This window comes from Amycolatopsis sp. FU40, from assembly GCF_021903635.1.
Lineage (GTDB): Bacteria > Actinomycetota > Actinomycetes > Mycobacteriales > Pseudonocardiaceae > Amycolatopsis > Amycolatopsis dendrobii.
In genome coordinates this window covers 81395-107188 of the sequence record NZ_CP091380.1, presented here as the reverse complement: position 1 = coordinate 107188, position 25794 = coordinate 81395, and the positions used below count along the sequence as shown (strand labels likewise).

The 25794-nt window shown below is 70.4% G+C and carries 40 protein-coding genes and 1 pseudogene; 4 read left to right on the top strand and 37 right to left on the bottom strand.

Annotation, left to right across the window (positions count from 1 at the left end; translation table 11 throughout):
- Positions 1-492: 492 nt before the first annotated feature.
- Together L3Q65_RS00950 and L3Q65_RS00945 are read left to right on the top strand one after the other, a co-directional pair.
- Positions 493-843: an HIT family protein gene (locus L3Q65_RS00950; RefSeq protein ID WP_237596598.1), complete on the top strand. Its 351-nt coding sequence runs from the start codon at positions 493-495 to the stop codon at positions 841-843.
- Positions 843-1406: a nucleoside 2-deoxyribosyltransferase domain-containing protein gene (locus L3Q65_RS00945; protein WP_237596597.1), complete on the top strand. Its 564-nt coding sequence runs from the start codon at positions 843-845 to the stop codon at positions 1404-1406. The genes L3Q65_RS00950 and L3Q65_RS00945 overlap by 1 nt, the downstream gene beginning before the upstream one ends.
- A 70-nt stretch (positions 1407-1476) precedes the next feature.
- Here the strand turns inward: L3Q65_RS00945 and L3Q65_RS00940 are convergent, their stop codons facing one another.
- The gene (locus L3Q65_RS00940) at positions 1477-1740 is read right to left on the bottom strand and encodes a hypothetical protein (protein ID WP_237596596.1); all 264 of its coding nucleotides are present in this window, start codon (positions 1738-1740) and stop codon (positions 1477-1479) included.
- 196 nt (positions 1741-1936) lie between these two features.
- On the opposite strand from L3Q65_RS00940, the gene L3Q65_RS00935 reads away from it, so the two are divergent.
- Positions 1937-2491, top strand: a complete 555-nt coding sequence (locus L3Q65_RS00935) for an NUDIX hydrolase (RefSeq protein WP_237596595.1) — start codon at positions 1937-1939, stop codon at positions 2489-2491.
- Positions 2492-2579: 88 nt separating this feature from the next.
- Here the strand turns inward: L3Q65_RS00935 and L3Q65_RS00930 are convergent, their stop codons facing one another.
- The 35 genes and pseudogenes from L3Q65_RS00930 to L3Q65_RS00760 all read right to left on the bottom strand — a co-directional run.
- Positions 2580-2747, bottom strand: a complete 168-nt coding sequence (locus L3Q65_RS00930; RefSeq protein ID WP_237596594.1) for a hypothetical protein — start codon at positions 2745-2747, stop codon at positions 2580-2582.
- Positions 2748-2793: 46 nt separating this feature from the next.
- Positions 2794-3018, bottom strand: coding sequence for a hypothetical protein (locus L3Q65_RS00925; RefSeq protein WP_237596593.1), 225 nt, complete (start codon positions 3016-3018; stop codon positions 2794-2796).
- A gap of 65 nt (positions 3019-3083) precedes the next feature.
- Positions 3084-3287, bottom strand: a complete 204-nt coding sequence (locus L3Q65_RS00920; RefSeq protein WP_237596592.1) for a hypothetical protein — start codon at positions 3285-3287, stop codon at positions 3084-3086.
- A 172-nt stretch (positions 3288-3459) separates the two neighbouring features.
- A complete protein-coding gene (locus L3Q65_RS00915; protein ID WP_237596591.1) occupies positions 3460-3690 on the bottom strand; it encodes a hypothetical protein in 231 nt (76 codons plus the stop codon).
- Entirely contained in the window at positions 3687-4466 is a 780-nt protein-coding gene (locus L3Q65_RS00910) for a metal-dependent hydrolase (RefSeq protein ID WP_237596590.1), read from the bottom strand. Before L3Q65_RS00910 ends, L3Q65_RS00915 begins: the two co-directional genes overlap by 4 nt.
- A 175-nt stretch (positions 4467-4641) precedes the next feature.
- Entirely contained in the window at positions 4642-4962 is a 321-nt protein-coding gene (locus tag L3Q65_RS00905) for a hypothetical protein (protein ID WP_237596589.1), read from the bottom strand.
- A gap of 226 nt (positions 4963-5188) precedes the next feature.
- Positions 5189-5809, bottom strand: a complete 621-nt coding sequence (locus L3Q65_RS00900; RefSeq protein WP_237596588.1) for a hypothetical protein — start codon at positions 5807-5809, stop codon at positions 5189-5191.
- Between the two features lie 112 nt (positions 5810-5921).
- A complete protein-coding gene (locus L3Q65_RS00895; protein WP_237596587.1) occupies positions 5922-6239 on the bottom strand; it encodes a hypothetical protein in 318 nt (105 codons plus the stop codon).
- Positions 6240-6251: 12 nt separating this feature from the next.
- On the bottom strand, positions 6252-7982 hold the full coding sequence (locus tag L3Q65_RS00890; RefSeq protein WP_237596586.1) for an SNF2-related protein: 1731 nt from the start codon (positions 7980-7982) through the stop codon (positions 6252-6254).
- A gap of 52 nt (positions 7983-8034) precedes the next feature.
- The gene (locus tag L3Q65_RS00885) at positions 8035-8403 is read right to left on the bottom strand and encodes a PD-(D/E)XK nuclease family protein (RefSeq protein WP_237596585.1); all 369 of its coding nucleotides are present in this window, start codon (positions 8401-8403) and stop codon (positions 8035-8037) included.
- The gene (locus tag L3Q65_RS00880; protein ID WP_237596584.1) at positions 8400-8873 is read right to left on the bottom strand and encodes a hypothetical protein; all 474 of its coding nucleotides are present in this window, start codon (positions 8871-8873) and stop codon (positions 8400-8402) included. The genes L3Q65_RS00885 and L3Q65_RS00880 overlap by 4 nt, the downstream gene beginning before the upstream one ends.
- A 118-nt stretch (positions 8874-8991) precedes the next feature.
- Positions 8992-9369 (bottom strand): hypothetical protein, encoded by a 378-nt coding sequence (locus L3Q65_RS00875; RefSeq protein WP_237596583.1) that lies wholly within the window; start codon positions 9367-9369, stop codon positions 8992-8994.
- A 406-nt stretch (positions 9370-9775) separates the two neighbouring features.
- The gene (locus tag L3Q65_RS00870) at positions 9776-10384 is read right to left on the bottom strand and encodes an HNH endonuclease family protein (RefSeq protein ID WP_237596647.1); all 609 of its coding nucleotides are present in this window, start codon (positions 10382-10384) and stop codon (positions 9776-9778) included.
- A 369-nt stretch (positions 10385-10753) separates the two neighbouring features.
- Positions 10754-11095, bottom strand: a complete 342-nt coding sequence (locus L3Q65_RS00865) for a hypothetical protein (protein WP_237596582.1) — start codon at positions 11093-11095, stop codon at positions 10754-10756.
- Positions 11096-11304: 209 nt separating this feature from the next.
- Positions 11305-11544: a hypothetical protein gene (locus L3Q65_RS00860; protein ID WP_237596581.1), complete on the bottom strand. Its 240-nt coding sequence runs from the start codon at positions 11542-11544 to the stop codon at positions 11305-11307.
- Positions 11545-11608: 64 nt separating this feature from the next.
- Positions 11609-11881, bottom strand: coding sequence for a hypothetical protein (locus L3Q65_RS00855; RefSeq protein ID WP_237596580.1), 273 nt, complete (start codon positions 11879-11881; stop codon positions 11609-11611).
- An 85-nt stretch (positions 11882-11966) separates the two neighbouring features.
- Positions 11967-12404 (bottom strand): NUDIX domain-containing protein, encoded by a 438-nt coding sequence (locus L3Q65_RS00850; RefSeq protein WP_237596579.1) that lies wholly within the window; start codon positions 12402-12404, stop codon positions 11967-11969.
- Between the two features lie 140 nt (positions 12405-12544).
- Positions 12545-13123, bottom strand: coding sequence for an ATP-binding protein (locus L3Q65_RS00845; protein WP_237596578.1), 579 nt, complete (start codon positions 13121-13123; stop codon positions 12545-12547).
- Between the two features lie 62 nt (positions 13124-13185).
- Positions 13186-13767, bottom strand: a complete 582-nt coding sequence (locus L3Q65_RS00840) for a hypothetical protein (protein ID WP_237596577.1) — start codon at positions 13765-13767, stop codon at positions 13186-13188.
- A gap of 207 nt (positions 13768-13974) precedes the next feature.
- Positions 13975-14715 carry a hypothetical protein gene (locus tag L3Q65_RS00835; RefSeq protein WP_237596576.1) on the bottom strand — a complete coding sequence of 247 codons (741 nt, stop codon included), beginning with the start codon at positions 14713-14715 and terminating at the stop codon, positions 13975-13977.
- Positions 14712-15041, bottom strand: a complete 330-nt coding sequence (locus L3Q65_RS00830; protein ID WP_237596575.1) for a hypothetical protein — start codon at positions 15039-15041, stop codon at positions 14712-14714. The genes L3Q65_RS00835 and L3Q65_RS00830 overlap by 4 nt, the downstream gene beginning before the upstream one ends.
- Before the next feature lie 113 nt (positions 15042-15154).
- Positions 15155-15553, bottom strand: a complete 399-nt coding sequence (locus tag L3Q65_RS00825) for a hypothetical protein (protein ID WP_237596574.1) — start codon at positions 15551-15553, stop codon at positions 15155-15157.
- A gap of 51 nt (positions 15554-15604) precedes the next feature.
- The gene (locus L3Q65_RS00820) at positions 15605-16063 is read right to left on the bottom strand and encodes a hypothetical protein (protein WP_237596573.1); all 459 of its coding nucleotides are present in this window, start codon (positions 16061-16063) and stop codon (positions 15605-15607) included.
- Entirely contained in the window at positions 16047-16397 is a 351-nt protein-coding gene (locus tag L3Q65_RS00815) for a hypothetical protein (protein ID WP_237596572.1), read from the bottom strand. The genes L3Q65_RS00820 and L3Q65_RS00815 overlap by 17 nt, the downstream gene beginning before the upstream one ends.
- A gap of 60 nt (positions 16398-16457) precedes the next feature.
- Complete coding sequence (locus tag L3Q65_RS00810; protein ID WP_237596571.1) at positions 16458-16679, bottom strand: hypothetical protein; 222 nt, start codon at positions 16677-16679, stop codon at positions 16458-16460.
- A gap of 13 nt (positions 16680-16692) precedes the next feature.
- Complete coding sequence (locus L3Q65_RS00805; RefSeq protein ID WP_237596570.1) at positions 16693-17886, bottom strand: DNA methyltransferase; 1194 nt, start codon at positions 17884-17886, stop codon at positions 16693-16695.
- Between the two features lie 240 nt (positions 17887-18126).
- A complete protein-coding gene (locus tag L3Q65_RS00800) occupies positions 18127-18372 on the bottom strand; it encodes a hypothetical protein (protein WP_237596569.1) in 246 nt (81 codons plus the stop codon).
- Positions 18369-19643 carry a hypothetical protein gene (locus L3Q65_RS00795; RefSeq protein WP_237596568.1) on the bottom strand — a complete coding sequence of 425 codons (1275 nt, stop codon included), beginning with the start codon at positions 19641-19643 and terminating at the stop codon, positions 18369-18371. The genes L3Q65_RS00800 and L3Q65_RS00795 overlap by 4 nt, the downstream gene beginning before the upstream one ends.
- Before the next feature lie 27 nt (positions 19644-19670).
- Positions 19671-20174 carry a hypothetical protein gene (locus L3Q65_RS00790; protein ID WP_237596567.1) on the bottom strand — a complete coding sequence of 168 codons (504 nt, stop codon included), beginning with the start codon at positions 20172-20174 and terminating at the stop codon, positions 19671-19673.
- 21 nt (positions 20175-20195) lie between these two features.
- Positions 20196-20642: a hypothetical protein gene (locus tag L3Q65_RS00785; RefSeq protein ID WP_237596566.1), complete on the bottom strand. Its 447-nt coding sequence runs from the start codon at positions 20640-20642 to the stop codon at positions 20196-20198.
- 13 nt (positions 20643-20655) lie between these two features.
- Positions 20656-21201, bottom strand: coding sequence for a hypothetical protein (locus L3Q65_RS00780; protein WP_237596565.1), 546 nt, complete (start codon positions 21199-21201; stop codon positions 20656-20658).
- Between the two features lie 77 nt (positions 21202-21278).
- On the bottom strand, positions 21279-21944 hold the full coding sequence (locus tag L3Q65_RS00775) for a hypothetical protein (RefSeq protein WP_237596564.1): 666 nt from the start codon (positions 21942-21944) through the stop codon (positions 21279-21281).
- 47 nt (positions 21945-21991) lie between these two features.
- Positions 21992-22261, bottom strand: a complete 270-nt coding sequence (locus L3Q65_RS00770; protein WP_237596563.1) for a hypothetical protein — start codon at positions 22259-22261, stop codon at positions 21992-21994.
- A 45-nt stretch (positions 22262-22306) separates the two neighbouring features.
- Entirely contained in the window at positions 22307-22510 is a 204-nt protein-coding gene (locus L3Q65_RS00765) for a hypothetical protein (RefSeq protein ID WP_237596562.1), read from the bottom strand.
- Between the two features lie 77 nt (positions 22511-22587).
- Positions 22588-22926, bottom strand: a pseudogene (locus tag L3Q65_RS00760) (WhiB family transcriptional regulator); the annotation flags it as partial.
- A gap of 114 nt (positions 22927-23040) precedes the next feature.
- Between L3Q65_RS00760 and L3Q65_RS00755 the strand changes: the two are divergent.
- A complete protein-coding gene (locus L3Q65_RS00755) occupies positions 23041-23361 on the top strand; it encodes a hypothetical protein (protein ID WP_237596561.1) in 321 nt (106 codons plus the stop codon).
- 73 nt (positions 23362-23434) lie between these two features.
- Here the strand turns inward: L3Q65_RS00755 and L3Q65_RS00750 are convergent, their stop codons facing one another.
- Complete coding sequence (locus L3Q65_RS00750) at positions 23435-25759, bottom strand: hypothetical protein (protein ID WP_237596560.1); 2325 nt, start codon at positions 25757-25759, stop codon at positions 23435-23437.
- Between the last annotated feature and the right edge of the window lie 35 nt (positions 25760-25794).

Sequence of the window (25794 nt, the reverse complement as noted above, 5' to 3'; positions counted from 1 at the left end):
GGCACAGAAAGTCCTTCCAGTTGAGAGCGTGCGGAGGCGGCGGACAGAAAACGGCCCTTGCCCCGGATGTGTCCGGGGCAAGGGCCGTTTCCAGTGGTGCAGTTCAGTTCGGCAGGTTTCACGCATCGGGGTGCGGCAGCAGGTCAGTTCGTTTCCGCGGCCACGGCTTCCCTGCCGGCCTGCGCGAGCCAGTGTGAGCCGTGCGCTTTTCTCAACAAGGCACCGGCAGCGTTTCCTGCTGACTCCGCTTCAGGAAACAGGAAACCCGTTCCGTCTCCAGGCCCCTTTCGCGATTGTGGATTCATGGCCCCGAATTGCGCATCCCCCTCCCCTGTTCGTCGCCCCGTTTCCAGCGCGCGACGACGAACCACGCCTGGGCGGATGGATTTCGAGACGCCGAACCGCTCGACCGCGGCAGGGCCTCGCGGTCTGCTCTGTCCAGCGCGATTCTCTTCGGCTGGCGCAGCTTTCGGCCAGACGGGCACTGACTGCGTGTTCTGTCGCATCGTCGCGGGCACAGAGCCCGCTCGTGTGGAGCGGCGATGGCTGCAGGCGATCGCGATCCGACCTCGACGTCCGGTCGTCGACGGGCACCTGCTCGTGATCCCGACGGCACATGTCCCCGACGTCGGCGCAGATCCCGAGGTCGCCGCGGTCGCCATGGCCGCCGCAGCCGACCTGGCGGCGGAGCATGCGGACTGCAATGTGCTCACCTCCCGCGGCCGCTACGCCACTCAGACCGTCTACCACCTGCACATCCACGTCGTTCCGCGCGCTGCCGGAGACGGCCTGCCGTTGCCGTGGACTCCGCAGCAGACCAACGCGGACGGCGGGCAGGCGTGATGGCGATTGAGGTGGTGTACGCGCGGGAGCCGGTCCCCGTCGGGCGGCCGTCGGTGATGCTGCTGGGGCCGACACCTCGCGCCCGGTCTGTGTCGTGGTGGCGGCCCTCCAGCTGGCGACCAGTGCCGTCGTGGCGGCCGCCTGCCCTTGACCTGCTCGCCGAGATGTGGCGCGGCGACGACCCGCTGGTCGTCCTGAGCCCGGAGTCGCGCGGGGGAATCCGGGCGGAGCACTACGACGACCAGGTCGCGTCCGAGCTGGCGATGATGCGCGCCGCCACGGTGCGGATGTTCTGGATTCCCCGATGCGTGCGCACCATGCCCGGGTTCACCACCAACGTCGAGGCCGGGATGTGTTTCGCGGAGCCGGACCGCATGGTGCTGGGCTGTCCCCCGCGCTGCAAGGACCCAGTGCGCAATCGGTATCTCATCTGGCATGCGAAACGGCTCGGCATCGCCGTGCCCGACACTCTCCGCTCGGCCGCGGAGACTGCGGTGGCGCGCGTGCGGGAGTTGCACGGCTCAGGTCGGGGGCGGCTGTGTTCGCCGCGGCCGTTCAGCTAGCGGCACGATCGTGCGTCGCCATCTCCGCCTCACGGGCAGGCCGGAGGCGGGCCGGGACGGCCTTGGCTGCTCAGCTGTTGCGGGGTCGTTCGACGCGAACGCTCACGTTGACCCGCCCGCCCGGTTTCTGGGTTTCGGAGGATTCGGTCAGACGGTTGGCACCGCCGGCCTGCAGCCTGCTGAGCCAGCCTTCGACCTCTGCAGGGCGCATCGGGGCTGAGACGGTGGCAGAGAAGGCGGCGTCGTTCTGGGCCAGCTCGGTGACCTTCGCGTACCCGCTGTTGAGTTCGAGCTGGCGCTTCCAGCCGTCGAGGTCGAGTTCGTTGGCGGTCACTGCAGTTCTCCTTGTTGTCGTTGATGATGGTTGATGCCGGAGAATGGTTCCGGCACGCCGTGTCTTGCACAGGTTAAAAACCCAGCGGCCCGTTCCCTGCGGCGAACCGCCGAGCCCTGAGGAGAATGTCTCCTGACACCCCGGTTCCGGACATGATCGCGGCGAAGGGTTCGCCACGGAAAGGAACGAGATCACAATGGACGACATCGCGGCAGGACATCCGGGCGCGCCGTGGCGGATGGCAAACGTGCGCCCGGTGATCGAGTCTCCGTGGCTTGGGCTCCAGCTGGCGGACGTGACCAAACCCTCGGGCGCGGTCGAGGAGCACTACCTGGTCCGGTTGCCGGAGGCGGTGATGGTCGTCGTGCTCGACGCGCCGGGCGAGCACGTCCTGCTGGCCTGGAGGCACCGGTGCGTGCCGGACCTGTGGAGTTACGAGCTTCCCGGTGGGCTCCTCGAGGACGGCGAGGAACCCGCAGACGCCGCCCGGCGCGAAGTAGCCGAGGAAACCGGGTGCACAGTCCGGGAGCTGCGGCATCTGGTCACCTTCGAGCCTGCCGTCGGCAGCGTTGCCTCGCCGCATCACGTCTTTCTCGCCCGCGGCGTCGACCGCATCGGCGAACCCACGGAACGCGACGAAGGCATTTTCGAGTGGATTCCGCTGGCCCGCACCCGGCAGCTGATCGCCGAGAGACAACTCGGGAACTCCGGCACGCTGATCGGGTTGCTGCACGTCCTAGCCCATCGCTGAGGCATCAGGGCGTCCCCGACCGGGCACGCGGCGCTGCCTCGGACGGAGACCCGTCCGAGGCAGCGCTGTTGTGCTGATGCCGACCAGGTCAGTCGACGGTATAGCCGCGGCTTTCCAACTCGCCGATCACCGTGCGGAGCTTCCTGCGGTCCGCTTCCCAGTCGCCCGAGGTCCGAAAAGCCAGTGCTGCGACCAGCCTGTCCTTCTCGGTGTGCAGCTGTTCGTCGCTCTGGCCCCTGACGTCGATGTCGCTCATGTCGCTCCTTATGCCGAGGGTTATGGGGTTCGCGCTGCCCGGCGGATCAGCGCAGGGCGCGGGTCACGTCGTCTTCGCCGGCGTCGAGCACGACGCGGTACGCCTGGATGACGTCCGGGGCCACCGTCGCCTGCCAGGACTCGAGTTCGGCGGCGGTCAGCGCTCCCCGTATTTCCCACACGACCTCGGCCTCGTCCGCGGTCTGGCCTTCAGGGACGTTGCTGGCGTTGTATTCGTCGGTGACTTTCCGGATGGCCGCTGTGAGGTCCATGGGGCTGGCTCCTTCCTTCATGTCGTTGCTGCGCGGGGAATTCGATGTTTGTGTCCGGCCGCGGGCTAGGAGAGGGCGCTGGCGATCTCGGGGGCGCTTGCGGCGAGGACCGTGCGGTAGGCGGTGTTCAGCTTGGCGTCGTCCACCACGTCCAGGTCGGCGCGCGTGATCGTGCGCGCGCTGGCGATCGCCTCGTGGTCGGTCATCGAGGAGTCGGTGGACTCGCGGGTGTCGTCGGCCACCAGCTTGATCGCGTCGGTGAGGTTCATTTTGCTGTGGTTCTCCTTCTGATTCGTGTTGTTGCGCAACAGATTTGGCAGGCTTCGGCGCGGCCGGCCGATCGGCTGGCCGACGCCGAGAACGGGTGCGCGGGGCAGGCAGCACGGTGGCGGGCCGCGGGACCGGCCCGCGCGCTCGCCGGTCTTCCGCGGGCCGGTCCTGTCAGCCGGGCGCATGACGCCATGCCTCGGCGCGCTGCGCGATCAGGTCGGCGACCTCGGCGAGTGCGGCTATCGAGCTTTCCAGGCTGAACTTCCTGGCAGCTTGCCACTGGTTCGCCTTTTCGCGCAGGCCGATCGCGACGATCAGGAGGTCGTCGGCGATGCATTCGCGGACGGCCGCGGGCACGCCGGCGGTGAGGGGGCGGTTGAGCGTCTCCAGGGAGTGGTTCACCGGGGTGCTCCTGCCGTCGTCGCGGCCGTCGCGCGCACGATCTCGACCAAGTGGTCCCGGACGCCGGGGGCGGTCAGGACGCACAAGGCGATCACCACCGGGAACACCAGCCGCGTCTCCACTTTTTTGCCGGTGTGCAGCCGCAGCGGCTTCGGCGGGCGGAGTTCGTACCAGGTCTCCCCCGCGATCGGCAGCGGGAACAGGAACGGGCATCCCGACTCGGTGAGCGAATCGCCGAGGCAGTGCACGACGCACCCGATCGCCACGGCCACGCCGAGCCAGCCGGAGATGTCCGCCAGCTGGGCCTCGATGCCGCCGGACGCGGTGAAGTACCACCAGGCGGCCGCCGCGGCGTAGGCCAGCAGCAGCCAGTCGCCCAGCACGCCGACCGCGAGCAGCAGGCCGACGGCCAGCACCGCGAGCACCGCCCACGTTCCGCCGGCCGCGCACCCGGCGGCGACGGACGCGCCGAGTCCCACGGCGAACAGCAGGGTGTGCGACAGGTGCCGGTGCGTGCCTTCGACGTTCTCGTCGCGCGGGCCTTTCGTTGCCGCGTAGACGATCGCCGACGCACGGCGCAGCAGCCACGACACGGCGCCGGTCAGCCACCCGAACAGGCGGGTCGCGCTGGCGCTGGGATGGTCCAGGTCCGGCAGCAGCGCGAACCCGGCCGTGGTGGCCGCGAAGACCACCGCCTGGTGCACCGTGCCGAGGCCGAGAGCGGGGGCGAGTGCCATCCCGGCCAACAGGCCGGTCGCCGCGTGGGTGCGGCCCATCAAGGCGACCACCGCCGCGGTGCGGGCGGGTCGGTCCGAGATGCGGACATGATCGTGCTCCTTTGCGGAGGAGGGGTTTCTGAGCGCGCCGACTGGGCATGCGTCGGCGGACGGATGCGGGAAGAGCCCCGATGCGGAGCGGCCTGCGACGACCGCCGAGGGCGACGGGCAGTCGTCAGCGGTGCTGGCGTTCGTCGAGACAACGCTGGTGTGCCTCGCGCATCTCGCGTGCGTCTTTCTCAGTGGCCGCCGACCACGCCCCGCACGGCGCGTTTTCGTCGCCGCCGTGATACGGGAGCGGGCGGGTCAGTTCGCGGTACATTTCGGCTTTCTCCGGGTCGGTGAACGGCGTCCCGTTTCCTGTGTCGGGCCCGTTCCCCGTGTCGGATTCTCTCTCGGTTTCGGATCCGCCCGAGTGGTGCGGCCCGTTGGGCACGGTGCAGCCCGCCGGCGCGGCGACGGCGACGGCGGCAGCGACGGCGAGGCCGCTGATCATGTGTAGGCGCATAGTTCTGGTCTCTGCTTTCTTGGATGCGTTTGGGGCGTGGCGGCCCGCCGGCGTTCCCGGGCGGGCTGAACTTTCCGGTTGTGGTGTGGCCGTGTGTGGTCGCCGGTGCGAAGAGGCGACTGGGGGGGGCGAAGCGGAACGGCAGGGGAACGTGCGCGAAGCGGCCCGCTGCCGCGCGGCAGCGGGCCGCTCTTCTGGTGCGGGTTGGAGGGCGTCAGCTGGTCGTGAGCTGGTTGGTTCCCAGTTCGCGTTCGGTGTCGTAGTCGGCTAGTTCTTGATGCTCGTAGTGCCGGTGCACCGCCTCGATCCAGCGGAACACGGCCACGGAGACCACGCTGAAGACCAGCGCGGGGATCTCCAGGACGAGCAGCGTGTGGCTGATCTCGGCCCAGTCCGCGTCGAAGGAGTTGTCCTGCCACAGCGCGGCCGCGACTCCTTGCAGCGGCGCGGCGAGCGCGCCTGCGAACGCCGCCGTGGACAGTCCCTTCGAGTAGCTCCACGTCTTTTCCATCCGGGATTCGCCGTCGCGCGCGATCGTCAGGTTCTCCCGCAGCCATGCCTTGCGGATGTGCCAGAGCCAGCCCAGGATGACCGCGAAACCGGCGCGCACCGCGATCCCGCGCGGTCCGTGCGCGGGCGCGCCGGGCAGGAAGATGTCGGCCCACCAGACGTCGATCGCCAGCCACAGGACCGCGGCGGCGATGCCCAGCAGCGCGACTGCGGCGACGACGTGGGCCCGGAGCCGCTCGTACCGGTGCGCCGACAGCATGGGGTAGGGCTGGAAGGGCCTGTGCGTGGAAAGGTCGAGGACGAAGGAGATTTCCTTGGCGAGCATGGCGAGAATTCCTTTGCAGACGAAGATTTCCGGAGATCGGCGGGTGTTCGGGACGGCTGCGACCGAGCCGGGCGGTTGCCGAGAGAAGCCGCCTCGGCGGCGGAGGCGGTTCTCAGGCCAGCATGTCGAGGACGTGCGGCCAGAGCTGGCCGAGCAGATCTGCCTGGATCGCGTCCTTGATGGCGGTGCGATCTGGCTGGCTGAGGTTCGCGTTCAGCGTCTTCAACGCGGTCCAGTCGCCGGTTTCGTCCCCCTGCCTGGCGGCCTGCACGAGCAGGGTGCGCAGTTCTTCCTGTTTCGGGGTGAGAGCGATGGATTCCTCCTGGGTGTTGTGTTGCGGACGTGCGGGGGCGGTTCGGGGGCTGAACGTCGGACCGCCCCGCTCCCGACGGGGGCCGGGGCGGTCCGAGGGGCACGTTGCGATGGGCACGGTCGGGTCTGCTCAGCTGGCGGCGAGGTCGAGAGACTGTTGCGCCAGCACGGAATTCGCGAGGGCTTCGATGTGCCGGGTGTTCGCTGCGGTCGGCTGCACCGGCTGCAGGCGCGGGTTGACCATGGGGTCGTTCTGCATCCGTTTGAGGTCGAGCAGTTCGATCATGGGCGGATCGGAGCCCTGGTCGGACACGCAGAAGAACCCCTTGGGCGCTTCGGTGATGTCGCCGCGCCGCAGGCGGCCGACGCATTGCAGCTGCACCTGGGGCGACCAGTCGAGTTCGCCGAAGATGCCGGTGCCGCAGCCGGTCTGCAGGCCGTCCAGTCCGGCTCCGGACCGCAGCGACATGATCAGGATGCGGCTGTTGCCGTCGAGGAACCGGTCGACGGCTTTCTGTTTGCCTGCTGGGGTTTCACTGCCGGTGTAGAGGACGGGACGGTAGTCGGCCAGGCATTCGGTCCAGATGTCGTAGACGGCGCGGTGCCATCCCCACAGCACGAGCCGGTCGGTCCCGGCTTCCAGCAGCATCGAGCAGAACGCGGCGACCGCGGGGGCTTTCGCGATCCCGGTGGCCTGGCGCATTTTCAGGTCGAGCTGCCCGGCCGCTTGCCAGCGTTTCGTGTGGTTCTGGGTGCGGTCGAGGACGAAGCGGGCCATCTCCGCGGCGTCGCCGACCATGCTCCGGTAGACGTCGGGGTCGCCGTCGACGTTCTGCTGGGCGAGCACCGGCTCGGGAAGCTCGCGGCCGACCTCGGCGCGGGTGTGGGCGACCATCAGCCCTTCGGCGCGCAGGTACTCGCCGAGGCGGCGCGGGTCCTGCACCGCAAGCTTTCCGTTGCCCAGGTCGCTGCCCCATTCGCGCTGGAACTCCTCGCGAGAGCCGAGCGCGTCCCGGGCAATGACGTCGAGGATGCTGTGCGCCTCGCCGCCCCAGTTGTAGACCGGGGTGGCTGAGAGGCCGATGCGGTAGGTCGCCGCGTCGGCGATCCGCCCGGCGGCCCGGTACTTTTCGGTGTCGCGGTGGCGCAGCTCCTGGATCTCGTCGTAGATCACCGTGTTCACGAGTCCGGCGAGGTAGTCGGCCCAGGCCGCGAGCTTGCTGTAGGAGATCGCGAGCACGTCGACGTCGCCCGGGTCGTACACCTTCGTCGAGCGGATCACGTGCCCGCGCAGGTCCGGGAACGCCGCGGCGAGTTCCTTCTCGATCCACTGCCGCGGCAGGTGCGTCAGGGTCACGATCAGGGCGGGCAGGGCGTCGGCGGCGCGCAGCACCAGCAGCGACGTGAACGACTTGCCCAGGCCCATCTCGTCGGCGACGAGCAGCCTGCCGGTGGCCGTGGCCAGATCCGCCGATTCCAGCTGTTCCGGGAACGGCTCGCGCGCGGGGGTCCGGACGCCGGCGTCAAGGCGGCGGCCGCCGAGGATGGCCAGCACGTCGTCCTGCATCCGGCGGTGCCGGTCCGCGCGTTCGGCCAGCTTCGCCGCGGTCTCGGACGTCATCTGCATCGGGTAGCGGTCCAGGATCCATTCCAGGTCCCGCGACGACTCCGGGGTGTCCACCACGGCGAGCGCGCCGGTGCGGGCGGACTGGATGCGCGGGAGCAGGCGTTTGAGCCGGACCGCGACGTGCGGGACCGCGTCGATCACCCAGACCGGACGGCCGCCTGCCTCCGGGTGCTGGACGTGGTGGACGGTTCCGTGCGCCGCGCGGCGCGCGGCGTCGAGTTGATCAGCCTCCATGCTCGTGGTTCTCCTTTCGGGCCAGCAGGTTTCGCGGGGACGGGGGCGCGGCTCAGGCGAGGTGGACGAGGTAGGCGACGGTCACCGGGACTCCGCCCAACTCGGCCGGCATGTCGCGGTGCGCGGCCCGGGTGGTGGCCAGCACGAGTTCGTCGACCGCGCCGGTGGCGGCGTAGCGCTGCAGTTGCCGGGCGACGTCTTCGGCGGTGCCTTTGACTTTCACCTCGATGCCGACGCGTCCGGTCAGCAGGTCGATCCGGCAGCGCGGTCCCAGCCGCGCTTCCCGCCGCACGTCGATCCCGGCGGCTGAAAGCACGGCGGCGAGCTGCCCGGCCAGTTCGCCCTCGTTGGTCCAGGTGAACGTGTATCCGGTCAGCAGCCCGGTGATCGCGTCCGCTGTGGCCGCTGTTCCGGCGGTCACCGCGTGCCCGGCTCGGCCGCCGGGTCCGCCGCACCCCGTTGCGGGGGCGTCCAGCCGGCGAGCTGTTCGTAGGCCTCGGCGAAGACGGCCATGACAACCGCGGCCGAGTCGCGCGGGATGTAGGTGGCGCGCGGCAGGCCCAAAGGGTCGGGCAGCTCCAGGCCGCGCTCGGCTGCGGCGCTTCGGGCATGTTCGACGCGGATCGCGGCTCGGCAGAGCGCGGCCTGCTCGCGCCACCTGTTCTGGTCGCGGTGCACGTCGCGGGTCCGGCCGCCGCAGGCGGGACGCAGGTCGGCGAGCCGATCGCTGGCCTCGACGGCGCGGGAGAGGACGGCGATGCGGCCGGCAGCACCGGCGGCGGTTTCGAACGCGGCCTGGAAGCCGCTGTCTTCGTCGTTGAGGCGGGCGTACTCGCCACAGGCTTGCGCACGGGCTTGCTGACGGGTCGTTGCGGACGTGGAAGTTGTCATGGGGAAGCGTCCTTCGGTGGCAAGGCGGACAGGGGTTGCGGGCACGGGATCGGATGCCCGGCGACGTAAAGCGGGCCGCGCCGACGGGATGTCGGCGCGGCCCTTGGTCGGGTGTTGGTCAGCGGCTGCGGGCGATCGCGCTGTCGAGCGCGGCTTCGTCGATGTTCTCGACCGTGTACTTCTGGGTGTACGCGTCCCAGGCGATCTGCCCGAGCGCGATGGCGAACCTCACGCGGGTGTAGTCCTCGACCGGGTGGTCGACGCCGGACGCGGTGGTCCACCAGTTCTGGGCGCGGGCCACCGCGGCTTGCTGGTCGGCGCCGTGCCACAGCGCGGGCCGGCCGGGGCCTTCGGCGCCTTCCGGCCAGTAGTCGCACTCGTGCATGTACAGCTGCTCGCCGCAGTCCGGGCACTGGGCGTGGGTGCAGTCCTCTCGCGTGTGGGCTTGACCCGGTTGCGCGTCGCAGCCGAGGCACTCCTTGAGGGTGTCGTTCATCCGGTCCTCCTTGGCTTCCGGCGGTTCGCCGCCGGTGGTTGCGTTGTTCTCCGCCGCGCCCCGGGACGACGCTGTCCTGCCGGGACTCCGGCGCTCGAATCGCCGCAGCGGCGCAGGACTGAGGCGATGGCGTCGTTCTCGGCCTAGTCGATGGTGATGCGGTAGCGCGTTCTGCTGCGGTTCCGGGACAGTCAGAGGTCATTTGCGGCGAGGCTGCCGGTCAGGACCAGCACCTCGATCCGGCTGGTGAGGTCGGCCCAGCGCCTCTCCAGCGCATGACGAGCCAGGGACTCGAACAGTGATCGATATCCCTGGCTAAAGGGCGAGGCCGGGGCGTCTCGCCAGCTACGATCCAGACTGACGCAGCGGGGGTGGCCACACGAGAACACGCGGCCACCGCGCTGTCTCAGCAGCGGTCCAGCATGTCCGACAACGCCTTCTTCTCCATATCGGTGATCGTCAGCCCGTAATAGTGCTTCACCGTGACCCAGTCGGTCGCGTACGTGCACCAGAACGACACCAGCGGCGGCTTCCACTCGTCCGGAGCCTTGTCGCTCTTCTGCCGGTTCACGCTCGCCGTCACGGCGAACAGCTGCGGGCGCGTGAGGTCGTTCGCGAACTGCTCGCGCTTCTCCTGCGTCCAGTCGCGCGCGCCGCTCACCCAGGCCTGGCCGAGCGGGACCATGTGGTCGATGTCGAGCTGGGTCGGCTTGGTCCAGGTCTGGCCGTCGTACACGCTGAGCCACGTACCGGACGTCGGCTTGCAGTCGCTGCCCGTCTTGACGTCCTTGCCCGCGCGCTTGAGGACGGCCTCGCGGGTGTCGCAGCTGTCGCCCTGGCTGTCCCAGTGCTTGAACTTGTCGCGCGAATAGCCGGTCATGGTGCCGCGCGCGCCGATCTTCAGCCCGGACAGGGCCGCGCGTGCCGACGTGGCATCGCCGGCGGACACGGCAATCGCCGTCGGGTGCGTGCTGTCGGGGGCGGACGATGAAGCCGGGGAGCACTGCGCGGCCATTCCGCCAACGGCGGCGAGTGCACACGCGGCCAGCGCTGCGACGCGGGTCCGGTTGCGGAAGGTGTTCGGGCGGTCGGGCGGCGCCGCTGCCGATCGTGCGGCTGTGCGTTGAGGCGGCCGAGCGGCCGGGTCGATGTCGGGCATGGCGGAAGCAGGTTCCTTTCGACGGTGGTGTCCGCGCTACGCGCGGGCGGTTTTGCGGTGTTGTCAGCGGCGATGCTGCGGTCTGCTGGCCAGCGTGACGGCGAAAGTCGCGGCGGCCCTTGTCGTCCGCGTGCCCGGCTGGTGTCGTTCAGATGTCCTCGTGTCTGATGCGCAAGAGGACTCGCGGCCGTCGTGTCGGAGGCGGCCGCGAGTCTCCGGGCCGTGCTAGCGCGGGGCCATGGCTGCGACCGCGTCGTCCCAGTCGCCGGGCTTCCAGGCGTTGCCGGTGTCGCGTCGCAGGATGAGCACCCGTTCGCCGAGTTCGCCGTCGGGATCGGTGGTCAGGAACTCCAGGAACCGCTCGTCGATCTGGTCGATGTAATGGTCGTCGCTGGTGCTGGTGCTGGTGGCGTGGTTCCAGGCGTTCCAGACCAAGTAGGCACCGGGATCGGGCTGAACCCACATGACGCTGGAGAAGCCTTTCTCCGGGCCGCGGTAAATCTCGGACATGTCGGCCATGGTCTGCGCGTAGCGGATCTCGTCGGCTTCGAAGTGCAGGCAGGACAAGGGTTTTCTCCTTTACGTTGAGTAGCCTGGTGCCGCATGCGCGGCTCCGGAATTCGGGGCGGCGGCGTCAGGGACAGGCGAGGACGCGATCGGGCTGGCCGTCACCCTGACAGCCAGCGCAGCAGCTGGCGACCTTTGTCTTCGTCGGCTGCTCGGGCTTGGGTGCTGACGTTCAGAGATGCTCGCAACGGATGTCAAGCAGTTCCGAGTCAGGTGCCACAGGCCGTTTTCCAGGCGTGCAGCGCGCGGGTCAGCATGTCGATCCGCGTCGCTGCGAGACGGGGCACGGCGGACAAGTCGGAGGTTCGCGGCTCCTTGTCGTGCTGTGCAGCGAGGTCGGCGAACTGTTCGACGGTGGTGATGCCGTGCTGCCGCAATGGTTGGGTCTGGTGCCACGTCACGCCGTGCTTGTGCAGGGCGGTGATCGGGGTGCTCGCGGTGTCGGCCATGGCGCGCGATTCCTTTCGCGTAGGGGGTCGGGGCGGGCGGCCCGGTACCGCCCGCCCCGCACCGTCAGAGGAGCTGCAGGGTCAGGAGATGGTTTTTCGTTCCCCCGACCGTGATCGCGGCGTTGTCGGCTTCCTTCGTCCGGAACGCGTTGCGCGTTTCCGGGTACACGACGAGGACTCCGTCCTTGGACAGCTGTTTGATGGCCTTGTCCTGCTCGGCGCGGCTGAGGTTCTTTTGGTCGAGCGCGCTGCGGATGTCGATCATCGAGATCGGTTCGCCGCGCTTCTTGCCGAGACCGGCGACGACCGCGGCGAACTCGGATGCGTTCATGGACATGGCGTTTCCTTTCGGTGTCCTGCGTGGGCTGGGATTCGCTCGGGCGTGCCGAGCGTGCGGTGTTTCATCGGGCCGGGCGGCGGTTTCAGTGCCCGCTGTCGGCGGCGGAGACCATGTCGTTGTGGTCGGATGCCAGAAGCGTCCGGTGCGCGGCGGGAAGCGGAACCCACGTCGCGGCGGCGGCGTCGCTGCCGGGTTTGGGCCGGGGCATGTCCGTCAGCTCTACGGTGTAGGCGTCGGAGCTGTAGTTGCCGCGCGGATCGCGGCCGGGGGTGTCCCAGGTGCCCAGGAACTGCAGTGCGTCTGCGGGGACGACGATCCCGGTTTCCTCGGCGAGTTCGCGGGCCGCGGCCGCGCGGCTGGACTCGCCGCGTTCGACGCGGCCTCCGGGCAATGCGAGGCGTCCCTTGAACGGGGACTGCCCGCGGGTCACCAGCAGCACGTGCCGGGTCCCGTCCATCTCGGCGAATGCAACCACGTCGGCGGTGCGGACGAGTTTGCCCGTGTTCTCGTTGTCTGGCAAAGGTTCGATTCCTTCTTCCTTCTCGCGGAGGCCGCCGGGCGCGGCGTCCGGGCGGTGCAATCCCGCCCCGGGACACAGAACCTTTTCCTGTTTCCGGGGCAGGGGATCAAGGGCCGACGGCCCGGTTCCAGCCGCGGGCGTCACCGCCGCGCGAGACCGTCCCAGGGCTGTGGCACTGAGCGCAGGCTGGCCCGCTCGGGCGGGGTGCAGGCCCAGACGCGGCTGAAGTGTTCCTTCTTGACCAGGTCGGCCGCCGACAGGAGCGCGACGCGTTGCCCGAAGAGCTTCACGACGGCCTCCGGCACCGGCTGCGCGCGGCCGGCGTTGCGGGCCAGGGCCGTTTCCAGCGGCGTCCGCACGATGACCGCAACGGCGGCCGCCTCGTGTTCCTTGGCGACCGCCAGCCAGGTGCTGCGCTCGGCCGCGGTCGTCGAGGTGGCGTCGATGGTGACGTCCGCGCCTGCTGCGAGCAGGGCGTGGGCCTGCAGTTCGACGTGTTCGACGGCCGCGGGAGTCGCGGTCTGGTCATGGGCGCCCGCGCCGAGATCGGCGCGGGCGGCGTCCAGGGAGAGGCAAGTCCCGAATCGCCAGCCTTCGTGCTCGCACAGCGTGGTCTTGCCCGCTCCGGGCGGGCCGATGAGCACGCGAACGAGGGCCCTGCCGTCGATCGGCTTCCCGTTGGATGCGAGCTCTGCGTACTCGATGTTGGTGCTGGGCATGGTTTCCCCTCTCCCGAGACGCTGTCCGCCTTGGCGGGCTCGCGCACGGTTTTCTTCTGTGTTCAGCGGTCGTAGTCGGCGTGCTCGGCCTCGGGGCAGGCGGCGTGATGCACGAAGTCGCGCACGGCCGATCCGGTGAGGTAGCCGTGGAGAACCAGCTGGTCGGCCAGCCCGGTGATCAGGTCCCAGTGGCGATCGACCAATGCCCGGACTCGAAGTGCGAGCTCGTCGGGGGTCAGGTCGCTGCGCCGGGCGAAGCAGGCAGCGCGCCGGACGTCGCGGTTGCCGCTTTCCGCCATGACGTGCTCGCGCGCCGCGTCGAGCGGCATTCCGGTTTGCTGGGCGAGCCAGCGGGCTTCGGCTTCCGGTCCGGCCGCCGCGGCGACCGCCAGGGCCCGGGCGGCTTCGATCCTGGTCGGCATGTCCCGGCGGCGCCGGACGATCCGGGTGCGGCTGACGACGCTCCAGCTGACGACGCTCCAGCGGCGGGCGGTCCAGGACCAGCGGTAGCGGAGGAACACGTCGCGCAGCGGCAGGCAGCGGACGACTTGTGCTACGGCGTGGCCGGCCGCGTTCACCGCGAACTGCCGTCGTTCGCCGGCGAGTCGCTTCGCCACGTCGGCCGGGGGCGTCGGGGGCTTCATCGTGGTTTTCTCCTTGTCGCTTTGGCCGCGTTCGCGATGCGCGGCAACGGGAATTGGCTGTCGTGCCCGCTCGGCTCCGGCTCGTCGCCGGCCGGCCTTGTCGGAAAAGGGACGGGCCGCGCCGGTTGTGCTCGTCGGCGCGGCCCGTGGAGACGGTGTCGATCGTTCGGTTCGGCGGCTTAGGGGTCCTGGAGACAAGGCGCGGGGTCAGCGTTGGTGGGCGTGCACGCAGTCGGGGCAGATCCAGTGCTGTCGGTCGACGCGCGCCCAGTCGAGAACGAGGGCTTCGGCGATCAGGGCGTCGCGGGTGCCGTGCACCGGCGCGTCGTCGTCCACCGTGAGCTGGGCCGGGACCGGGCCGCACAGCGGGGCGGCGCAGCGCAGCGTCCAGCCGGGGCTCCGGTCGTCGCGGCGCACGACGAGATCTTCCGGTGCCAGCGCGCCGAAGTCCGCTTCCGCAGCGGCGGCTTCGAAGGTCGCGAACTCGACCTTCGAAGGGCGGCCCTGGTGCCAGATCCGCCACGGCGGCGGAGCCTGCAGCCATGAGGTCCGTGCGCAGAACAACGGCGCGGACAGGTGCAGGCCCTGCGCGGCCATCAGCGCGCCGTGCAGGTCGAGGTGCGCGTCCCTCGCTCGAGGGTCGTTGCGCAGCTGTTCCACCGGGCGACTCCAGTCGATGTCGCGCCCGGCGAGCCACAGCGCGGCCTCGCGGGCGTACGCGAACGGCAGGTCGGGCGTCACTGCTTTTCCGCTGGGCTGGTGGGTGAGGCTCCAGCCGCCGGTGAACGCGCCGTGGTGGACCGCCGGAGTGAGCAGCAGCCCGGCGATGCCGGTGGTTTCTCCGAGCATCGGGACCTGGCCGGTGTCGGTGGAGGCGTGGCACGGGGTGAGCCGGGGCGTGTCCTGGGCGTCGTGTTCGTCGCTGGGCCTCGTGATCAGCATGGTCATCGTCGGTGTCCGTTCCGGTCGGAGGGGCGCCGCGGCGGCAAGGGCATGCGCCAGGGCGGCGGGTCGGGGTCGGTGTTGAGGACGAATCCGTCGTCCTCGAGCAGGTCGTGGCCGAGGCGGCTGACCGTCCAGCGTCCGCGGGCGTCGGCACTGTGCGGCGTGTAGGGATCGCCGTGCCAGGTGCGGGACTGCTGCTCTGCGCGGCGGATGTGCAGCCACAGCACGGCTCCGGCCGCGCCGAGCAGGAGGGCCAGCAGCGCGATCGCGGCGAGGGCGGCCAGCAGCCAGTCCGGCAGACCGGCGGGCTCTGATGCCAGGTGGTGCATGTCCGGTTGCCGTCGTCCTTTCGGGATTGGTCGGGCGCGGAGGATCCGACGGAGGACCCGCTCCTGGCGTGAGGACGTCTGCCGTCGTTCCCGTTCCTGCGGTCCCGGTCCGTTCAGGCGGCCGGGCGCCAGTGCCAGGCCGGGATGCCCAGTCGCCTGGCGTAGACGATTTCGCTGCGTGTGGAGGATCCGGCGTAGCCGGTCGCGTCGGTGACGACCACGACGCTGTCGGATCTGGCGATCTTGTGGCGGTGCAGCAGGTCCAGTCGTTGCTTTATCCGGTCGGCGTCCTGAGGGGCGTGCCGCTGTTCGCGCGGGTTTTTCATGTCGACTCCGGGGGCGACCACGATCGCGCCGGCCACGGTGAACGTGCGGTTCGCTTCGGCCAGCAGGTCCCAGAACCGGGTCGAGCCGCACAGGCAGACCGTCGGTGGGGAGCTGGCGGCGGTCAGGTCCGTGCCGGCGATCTCGTCGATCAGGGCACGGGCGTCGGGCAGGCTGATCGGCTGCATCTGCGAATGTCCTTTCGAGACAGTCCGGGCGGGCGGGGCGGGCAGCCTGCGCTACGGGGCCGCCTCGCGGCCGACGGTTTCCTCGACGACGTCGCGGCGGTAGAACAGGACCGGCTCGGCCAGCGGCTGGTTCCCGTCGGGGTGGTGGAACCGCAGGCTGGTCGTCCGCGGGTCGAGCCTGCCGTGGCTCACGACGAAAAAACGCGGTGTGACCCCGCACAGTTCGGCCAGCAGCAGCAGTTGCTCCCACGTCGGGTACAGCTCGCCGGCTTCCCATTTGTCGACGTCGGGTTCGCGGGCTCCGCAGGCTTCGTCGACCTGCGGGCCGTAGAGACCGTGCAGGTTGAGCGCCGTGGTGATGCTGTCCGGGATGACGCGGCCTTCGCGCCAGGCTCGGTGCACGGCCTCGAGTTCGGCGTCCCGGGCCGCGCGGCGCTCCCGTCGCTGCGATGCGCGCCACGCGGCCTGTGAGGGGGTCAGCCGGACGCCCGCCTTACCCCAGCCCGCCACGACCGGATCCCTCGGTTTCGACCGCCTCGCTGCGGGCGTCGGGCGCCTGCTGCCACGCCTGCGGCGTGGGCTCGACCCACAGGTAGCCGTTGCGGGCAGCGGCTCCGGTCTCGCGCATGGCGACGATCCGGACGGTTTCGCAGCCGCCCGGGAGTTTCACCGGGATCTCCAGCGGCAAAGCCACCCGGGGCAAGCTGTTCGCCGCGGCTGCGAAAGCCTGCTGGAGTGCGCGCTGCGCGACGAGGGCAGCTTCCTGCGCGTCGCCGCCGCGCACCGTGGCGAACACGGTGACCGCTACCCGCTGCTCGGGCATGGTCTCGGCGTCCGACGGCATTTCCTTTGCGCGGCCAGAGTCTTGCCGCTCGCTCGCTGCAGGTATTTTGTCGACCATCGCTCAGCCCACCCAGTACGGGCTTGCTGATGCGGGGATGTCGCCTTCGGCGATCTCCTGGAACGCGTCGATCACGTAGCCGTCGTTGTCGCACAGGATCGGGTCGAACGCGTCCGAGGCGGTCTCCTCGGTGACGGACGCGGCACCGCTGCGGTCGACCATGTAGGCGACGCGGATGTCCGTGTCTTCCGGCGCGAGGGTGATTTTGTAAACGCGAGTGGTCATCGTGTGCTCTCCTTCATCCTCCGAACGAATCCTCAAACGGGTCGATAGGTGACAGGCTCCAGCCGGGAGCGATCCACCGCTTGTAGTGCAGCCACACCAGCACGCACTCCACCGCTGCAGACCGCGTTGGCCACCGCTGTTCCCTCCGCGCATAGACCTGCCAACCTCGCTCGCGGACGAGCCCTGCGACCCGGCCGGTGACACCCTGCCCGAGCGTGTTCGTGGTGATCACGCCCACGGTGCCCTCTTCGCGGCACAGATCGCAGGCGCGGATCACGAAGTAGGCGCAGAGGTCGGCGCTGCCACGCACACCGTCCGCGACGTGGTTGACCAGGTGTTCGCGGTAAGGGACGCCGAACGTTCCGGTGATCTTCTGCCCGCCCAGGTAAGGCGGATTCCCGAGGATGGCGTCGAACCCGCCGGGGAAGACGTGGGGGAACTCGCGATGCCAGTCGAATCGCTCGACACCGGGCGGGAACGGCTCGGTGTCGCCAGGCAGGATCTCCCCGACCAGCGTGTCCCCCACGCGAATGCTCCGATCCAAAGAGATCGAATCCTCGTCGGGGACGAGCAATTGCAGCGCCACTTTGGCCAGCTCGACAGACAGCGGGTCAAGGTCGACACCGTGGATGCACCCGTCGATGACCTCAGCTCGGGCCGCCGCCTCCGAGTCCCCGTACAGGTCGATCATCTCGTCACGCGTGTCGTCGTCCCAGGAATCGAGCAGCGCGCTAGCGAGGAACCGGGCGGCGGCGAGCAGGAACGCACCAGAACCGCAGGCGATGTCGGCGACTCGGAACACGGTGATGTCGCTCGCGTCCGGTTTGCTGTCGACGAGCGGGCCGAGCGTACGGCTCGTGATCTCCTCCGCGAGTTCGCGTGGCGTGAAGAACGCTCCGCGCGCCTCACGGGTCAGCACGCTCTCGGGCAGATTCCATGCACCGGTGCATCCCTCGACGGACCAGTTCAACCCGGCGAACGACACGCCTTCCGCACGGCAGGCGAGGATCGCGAGGCCTCGGGCGAGCGCCTCGCGCGCCTGGTCGCCAGTTACGTCGCCCCGTTTTACCGTCGCGGCGAACAGCGCGTCTGCGCCACCTGCGATCACGTCGGCGCATTCTTCGGCCTCTTTGATGCGCCGATCCGCATCCCAAGTGGACACCTCACGCAATGCGGAGGGCACCGCAGCGGCGAGGAAGTCGGGCACGCGCGGGGTGTCGGCGTCCTGCCTGGGGATTCTCGGGGTCATTCCGCGATCTCCTCCTCGTCATCAACAGCGGTCCCGCTCGCGGGATGTCGTCGTAGTCCTCGGGCGGTGTAGGCACCGGCAGTTCCTCTCGACGAGCGGCCGCGGTCGCGGCGGCGGGTGTCGTCGCGACCCTCGGCCGGGTGCGGTGGCCAACGGCTGCGGCGCTGCCGTTGGCCTGGGCGGGATCCGGTCGAGAACTCAGGGCTTGCGGCGCGACTGCTCTTCCCGCTCGGCCTGGTCGAGGCCCTGCTGCAGGATGGCGAGCGAGGCCTTCAGCGCGGTGTTTACGAGCTCGGCGCCCGCTTCGTTGATGGCCTGGCCGGTGGTCTGCTGCTCGGAGTTGCTCGGGTCGTTCTTTTCCGTGCTGGGCATGGCAATCCTCTCCGTGAGATGTCCGGGGGTGTGGTCGCCGTGCGCATTCTGGGCGTCCTCGGCGTGGGTCATTGCCGCGCTTCGCTGGCCGGGTCGTGCCACACGCGGCCGTCTGCCGTCTCGTGCGGCGTGTCGTCGCTGTGCCACAGCGCGCACTCCGCTCCGGAGTCCGGATGGACCGCACCGCAGTCCGTCGGGGACGGAGCTTTGGCCAGCCCGGGGTTCCCGGACTCGGGGCCGGCGGCGCGGGCGAAGGCGGTGATCTCGGCATGCGGCGGGCAGTGGCGGCCGTCGGCGGCATCCTCGGTGCAGTAGCCGCCGTCCTCGCGCGACACCCCGGGCAGGGTCTGGTATTCGCAGGCGGCGGACGCTTGATGAGCCGCGACGGGTTCGCGGGCCGCTCCCCCGCCGGCGTGCTCGGGGACGAGCCGCAACGGCGTCGACACGTCGATGACGTCCTCGTCCGGGTAGTGGTGCACGCCGGACTGCCAGCCGCCGGGCACGCGCTCGACGACCGGCCATGCCTCGAGGCCGGGTTTCGGCGCCACGTGGATGATCGCGTAGGACGGCGGTTCGCCCGGGACGAGCGCATACGCCGCCGGGTCGTAGGAGCGCCGGTGCTGCCCCGGGCCGCTGTCCGGGCGGGTGCTGGAGCGCTCTTCCCCGCTCAGCTTTGTGAGGACCTGCGCGAGATCCGGCGCGTTCGCGCGGATGCTGGCGCGTGCGGTCTCGTCCAGCGCGCGCCACGCGTCGAGGATGTCGTCGCGTTCGTCGGCGAGCGCGTCGGCGTGCTCGCTTTCGGACGTGAACGCCCGGTTGATGAAGTCGAACTTGTCCGACCGGGTTTGTTCGGCTGCGGCGTCCGCGTCGGGAGCCGTCGCGGCGGGCAGCGGCCCGACGTTGTTGGCGCCGGTCGCCATGGCCTCGCGCCACTCGCGCATCTGCTCGGCCACGGCGGCGTCGTCGTGGCTGATCTCGGTCAGCCACCGGACGACCCGGTCGGCGCGGCCTGGGTCGAGGTGCCGCAGCTCGCCGAGGAATGCGGCCGAAACGAAGTGCTGGGTGCCGTGCACGGCATACAGCGCGCGGGCGGTCGGCGATGCGACGTCGGCTCCGCTCACGCCGCGGCATCCCTCGTAGCCGATCAGCGATCCGATCAGGTAGTCGCGGCTGGGGGATTCTCCGGCCTGGCCCGGGTTTTCCTGGCTGCGGCCGGTGTTTCCGAACGGGATGGCCCTGCGGCGTTCGGCGAGGAGATCGGCGACGAATCCGTTCAGGTCGATGATCCCCGCGCCGTCGGCGACGTCTTGCTCGGCGGGCTGGTTGGGCTTGTCAGCGCACATGAGGTGTCCTCCTGGGAGAAATCCGGGTCAGCGGTCCTGTGGGCGCGGCGAGGCCGCGAGGATTTCGCGGAGCCGTCGGGCGAATCGCCGCTGGCGATGCGGGACGGCCGACATTCGCAGCTGCGATGTCCAGCTCTCGGCGAGGCTTCGCCAGCATTGGATGTCGGCGGGCTGGGCGTGGCGCAGTCCCTCGAGCGTTGCCGCGACCGCATGTTTGGCGGCTTCGCGCATGGCACTTTCCGCGGCGGTGTCGGGGACCCGGACCGCCCACGCGAACCGGAGATCCGCGATGGTGCCCGCTGCTGCCGACCACTGTTTCGCGATCTGGGTCGCGTTTCCGCGTCCGGCGAGATCGGTGGCTTGCTGCACCAGGAACTTGTGCAGCGGCACCAGATCCGCCGGTGCCAGCACGTGCCAGGCGGCGGGCGGGCTGGGCAACGGGTTGGGGGCGAAGTAGTCGGCGGCGAAGGTGCCGGGGATGAATCCGTGGCAGGTGCGCGGCGCGGGGACGGCGTTGTCGTTGCTGGGCAAGGTGTTTTCTCCTGTCCGGGTTCAGGGCGAGGGTGCCTCCTGGCGGTCGTCGATGTCCCACAGCGGGTAGTGCTGCGCGGCGATCGCGGCGGTGCGGGTGCGGGCGGCGGTGTCGCGGTGGTGGTCGATGTCGTAGTGCAGGTGGCAGCCTGGGCAGGCGGCCATCACTTCGTCGTCGCCGCGTTGTTCGGGCTGGTGGTTGAGGTGGGCGACGGTCAGCACGACCGTCGGACCGGGCGGGGCGGGCGCGACCGCGCCGGTGAGGTCGGTCTGTCCGGTGGGCGGACCGGTCCAGGCGGGCTCGCCGTGGCGGTTGCGGCAGCGGCCGTCGGCGGCGAGGTGACCGGCGGGGCGGCGGCACTGGCCGCGGCATTCGCAGCGCCCGCCGGCGCGCTCGAACCGGATGTAGTCGCTGAACCGGTCCCAGTCTGGGCCGTAGCGGTCGCGGTTTTCCGGGCGGATGGGCATGGGAGGGGCCGGTTCAGGCCGCGCGCGGCTGCGTTGCCGCGTCGTCGTCCTCATTGGCGATTGCCTTGGCGGCCATCTCGTGGGCCTCGGCGTCTTCGCCGTCAGGGCGGCGCGAGGCGGCCAGGGCGAGACGCTGGGCGAGGCCGGTGTGCAGGCCGACGTCCAGCGCGTGGTCGACGACGATGTTGAGCCGGTGCGCGAGGACCCAGCCGAGTTGCTCGTCCTGGCCGGCCATCTGGTCGAGCACGGCCGCGAGATAGCGGCGAGATTCGATCTCCGGCACCAGGTCGCGCCGCCGGTCCCGCCCGGCGGCCCGAGCGTCGGCGAGGTCCGCGAGCAGCGCGGCGATGCGCGCGTCGTCGTGTTCGTCGCACAACTGCTGCATGTCGTCGGCGTCGTGCACCTCGGGGCCGAGAGAGGCGATCTCCGCGGCAGCGGCGGCCAGGCATTCGAGCAGCCGGTCGTCCTCGGCGTCGCTGCCGCTGCGGACGTAGTGCGCGACGATCTCGTCGACGTGCGCGTGCAGCTGCAGATAGCGGGTTTCGGGGTCGGTGGTCATCGGGGCGGCTCCCAGGGTGGGCGTCGGGGAATGGGGCGGGGCGAGCCGGTGGGGACGGGGCGTGGAGCCGGGGCGGCTCAGCGGCGGCGGATGATCGGCGGGACGGGGCGACGGGCGTCGACGAGGCACTCCGGCCAGGACGCCGGGTGCGTCACCGGCTGTTCGCTGGTGCGCGGCCGCGAGCGCAGCGCGAGCAGCGATAGCGCGCTCCAGGCGATCGCGACCGCGGCGGCGGCGACCGGGCGGTGCGCCTCGGCCGGGGTGCCTGCCCATGTCATGGCGGCGGTGGCGATGCCGTGGACGACCCACAAGGCCTGTGCGACGCGGTGGCGGCAGGCTGCTGCGGCGAACAGGATGAACCCGGTTCCGGCCCAGATCCAGGCGGCGGAGCCGGTAGAGAGCGGCAGCCCGTCCAGGTGGGCGGTCAGCCAGTTCGTGACGGGTTCGGTGACCAGGTGCAGCGGGCTGTCGTGCAGCGGCCGGGCGCGCACCAGCCATGCCAGGAACCGGATCATGCCGGCGGCGAACGCGACGACGAGCAGCAGGAACAACAGGGCGTCGGCGACCAGGGTCGCCGCTCCTTTCGGGTCGTCGGCGACGGACCGGCGCATCGCCTTTCCCGCGGAGGCGAGGCCGCGGAAGGCGGTGACTGTCCACTGTGTCCATGCCGGTGCGGCGGGGGCCGGGCTCTCCGCGGCGCTGTCGCGGTCGGCTGCCGTGGGTGTTGTTTCGGTGGTGTGCAATGGTTTTCCTCTTCGCTGGCGGGAGAGCGGGCGGGTCGCGGGCGCGCTCAGGCGGTGTGCTTGCGGCGGTGGCGGGCAGTGCGGATGGCGCCGGGACTCACGCCCTGGCGGCGGGCGATGGCGTCGGTCGCGAGTCCCTCCTGTTCGAGCCGGTCGGCTTCGGCGAGGTCCACGCCCGGGCGGGTGAGCGGATACCGGTCGAGTTCTCCGGCGTGGCGGGCCGCGGCGTAGCAGGACTCGTGGAGGCTGCGTGCCTTCAGTTCGCCGTAGTGGCCGCAGCGGAGGCATTTTCCTTTGGTTCTTCCTGTGGACGGCACGGTCGGCCCTCCTCCCTGGACGTCGTAACGGGTGCGGCGGGCTGCCTACGTGTCGGTTCGGCCGGCTATCCGCGCGGCCAGGCGGAGCTTTTTGCCGGATCCGCCGCAATGCCCGCACGGCCCGAAGTTCTTGCCGGTCGGCGAAAAGCGGCGGCCGCTGCCGGAGCAGTCCGCGCACGCGGTGTGGGGCCAGATCCAGGCGGTGAGCAGGTATACGGCTGCGGCTGCGGCGAGGACGAGAATCAGCATCGGGATTCCCCTTCGGCTGTGTCGGATTCCGCAGCGGGGTGTCCGCCTGCGGCTGCGTTGTCCCGGAGTGCGCGGCTCTTTTTGAGCTTGCGGCGTTCCCGTTCGGACAGTCCGCCCCAGATGCCGAAGCGCTCCTCGCCCTCCAGCGCGTACTCGAGGCAGTCACTCCTGACCTCGCAGCCAAGGCAAATCCGCTTGGCCTCGCGGGTCGAGCCGCCCTTCTCGGGGAAGAACGCCTCCGGGTCGGTCTGCGCGCACAGGGCGCGCTCCTGCCAGTCCTGCTCCTCGACGAGGTCGAGAAGCCCGGCCAGATCCCCGAGCTGCTGCTCGGGGTCTTCTCCCCAGCCCACGACGTGCCCCCAATCCCTGCGGTCGGGGCTGGCGGCGCGGGCTTCGGCTGCTGATGCTGCTGTCATCGGGTTCTCCAATCCGGGGCCGGGCCGCGGGCATGGCGACGGGGCTGGTGCTGCTGTGCTGGCAGGAGGCGTCCGCTGCGAGTCTTTTCGCGTGCGGGCCGGTACCCTGCGTGCATGGACAAGGACGACGGCGTGTTCTCTGTCGTGGCGGGGGTGGCGTGCCGCGACGAGCGCGAGATCGACAAGCTCGTGGCGGTGAAGGCCGTCATGAACGTGCTGGGCGTGCCGATGATCAGCACGAAGGACAAGTTCAAAGAGGGCCACAAGCAGTGCTTGGACTTCCTGCGCAGGAACGTCTCGGACGCCGACCACGACGCGAAGGAGAAGCGGCGCCGGCTGCTGCTCTGGGCGACGGAGGGGCGCGCCGAGCGCGGCCAGCACGAGAGCTGGTCTGATCTCACCCGGGCCGTCGAGGAGATGGCGATTCTGACGTGACCGCGATGATGCGCGCGGTGTGACGCGGCCCCGGGAACAATTTCCCCGGGGCCGCGTCGTTTTCCGGGGCCGCTCAGGCGACGCGTCGTCCGGCTTCGGTGAGGAAGTACCGGACGGCTTTGCCGTTGCCCTCGCGGTCGATCAGTCCCTGCTCGCGCAGCCTGGTCAGCAGGTTGCCGACGTGGCGCACCGAGAACCCGGTCTGCTCGCCGATCGCGGCGGGCTGATCGATCTTGTCGGCGACCGCGGTGAGCACCTTGCGCAGTGCGTCGGCGAGCTGTTCCCGCTCCGCCGGGCCCGGTTCCGGGGTTTCCGGCTCGGGGGGCTGCGGTGCGGCCGGGGCCGTGCTGGTCTGCGCGGCCGCGGGCTGCGGCCGGGAGATCTGCACGGTCGGCGGGGCCGGGGCCTCGGAGCCGAGCCGGGCGAGAACCCGGCCCGCGGGCCGGTTGAGGAACCGGTGCGCCGCTCCGATGCCCGCAGGGACGGCGGCGCTGCTCACGCCCTCGTCGTCCTCGACCTTGGCCTTGAGCTTGGCTCGTTCCGAGCCCGCGTCCAGGTCGATCTTGGGCGCGCGCTCGAACCACTCCTCGATCAGCACGACGTCCTCGGGGACCTGGCGGACCGTGGTCGGCTCGCCCGTCGCCTCGTCCACCGGGTAGGCGTCGTCGCGGTCGGGCGCCCACAGGCCCTGGTAGATCGCCGGGCGGGCTTCCGGGTGGTCGGACTTCATCACGTAGCCGACGCCGGGCTTGCGCGGCAGCGTGTTGAGGTTGAACGAGTCCGAGCCCGAATCGGCGATGCGGGAGCAGGTGGGGTCGTCCACCCGCAGCCCGATCCCGTTGCCCGCCTTGAGGAACGACCGCAGCGCGGTGTCGTGCCAGGTCTGCACCGACGGGTCCTGGTCGGCACCGAGGAATCCCATGCCGACCTTGTTGGCCTCGCGGAACAGCGACTTCCACTGTTCCTTGTTCTCCCTGGTGATCACCCGGTGCGCCTCGTCGATGATCACCAGGATGCCGGGATAGCTCGGCGAGGGCCGGAACTTCCCGCGCAGGTTCGAGGGCTTGTTCCGTTCCCGGTAGTGCTGGATCGCCGTCAGCCGCGCCAGCGCCAGCTCGGCCTCGTCCGCGCCGTAGTGCTCGGTGTTGTCCCACAGCAGCGGGCAGGAGTCGCCGTTCTGGCCGTCGATGTGGATGACCTTGGTGAAGCCGGTCCACATCGCGACCAGGCCGATGACCTCCAGCAGCCGCGACTTGCCGGTGCCGGGCGAGCCGACCAGCAGGCCGTTCTGGATCCGGCTCTTGGTGTAGAGCCGGTAGGCGGCCATGCCGCGCCCGTCGATGTAGGGCCCGATCGGGATGAACCCGCCCGGCAGCATCTCGGGGTTGCGGAAGAACGCCGCGCCCTTGATCGGCTGGGACAGGATCACCGAGAACTTGACCAGGCGCGGCGCTTCGACGTCGTCGCCGTTCTCGTCCTGCTGCATGTAGGGCTCGGCCATCAGCCGGGTCGCCGGCACTCCGAGCGCTGTGGCGATCTTCGACATCGCCGCGTTGACCGCGGCGATGTCCTGCTTGCCTGGGGCCAGGCGGAGCACGTACTCGATGCCGTGGTCGAAGGCCTTGCCGTCGATCAGCGCCGACCCGGGCAGCGCGTAGCCGTTCCTGCCGACGAACTCGGCCCACAGCTGCGGGAACCGCGCCAGCATCGAGTCGTCGATCTGGACCGGCTCGGCCTCTTCGTGCGTGGCCTCGGCCGGCTGCGCCGACGGGGCCTCGAAGTGGCCGTGGGCGTGGCGGCGCCACCAGCGCGCACCGAGGCTGTAGTCCCCGATCAGCGCTAGGGCGACGGTGCCCCAAGTGACCCCGGCCGCCACGGCCAGGGTCATCCACGCCGCCGCCGACAGCAGCAGCGTCCCGGTCCACATCTGCCAGCCCTCCAGCAGCAGCTTGCGGCGGCGGGCGACCCAGTAGCCGACCGCACCGGCGGCGACCCCGCCGAGGGCGGTGAGCAGGGCGGCGATGCCGGTAGCGTGCGCGGCGGCCTCGTGGATCGCCAGCGCCAGCCCCGCCAGCGCCGCGGTGATGTAGTGCGGCAGCAGCTGCTTGCGGTTGCGGCGTTCGATCTCGCGCCACGCGAGCCGCTGGGCCTTGGTCTGCGCGCGCCGCTGCTCGCGGTTGCCTTCCGGCGCGTCCCCTGCCGCAGAGGTGCCGGGCTTCGGTTGCGCGGGCAGCGTGTCCGCGGCGGCCGGGGTGTGGTCCTCGACCAGGCTGTCGGGCACGTTCTGCATCAGGTTGCGCATCGCCTCGGCCAACTGCTGGGCATCGGCGTCACGGCTGCCGCGGCCGGTCGACAGCGGCTGGCCCTGGCCCCATCCGGGGCGCTTTTTCGTTTTCACCGGGTGTTCTCCTTGCGTCGATCGGCTGGGGCCGG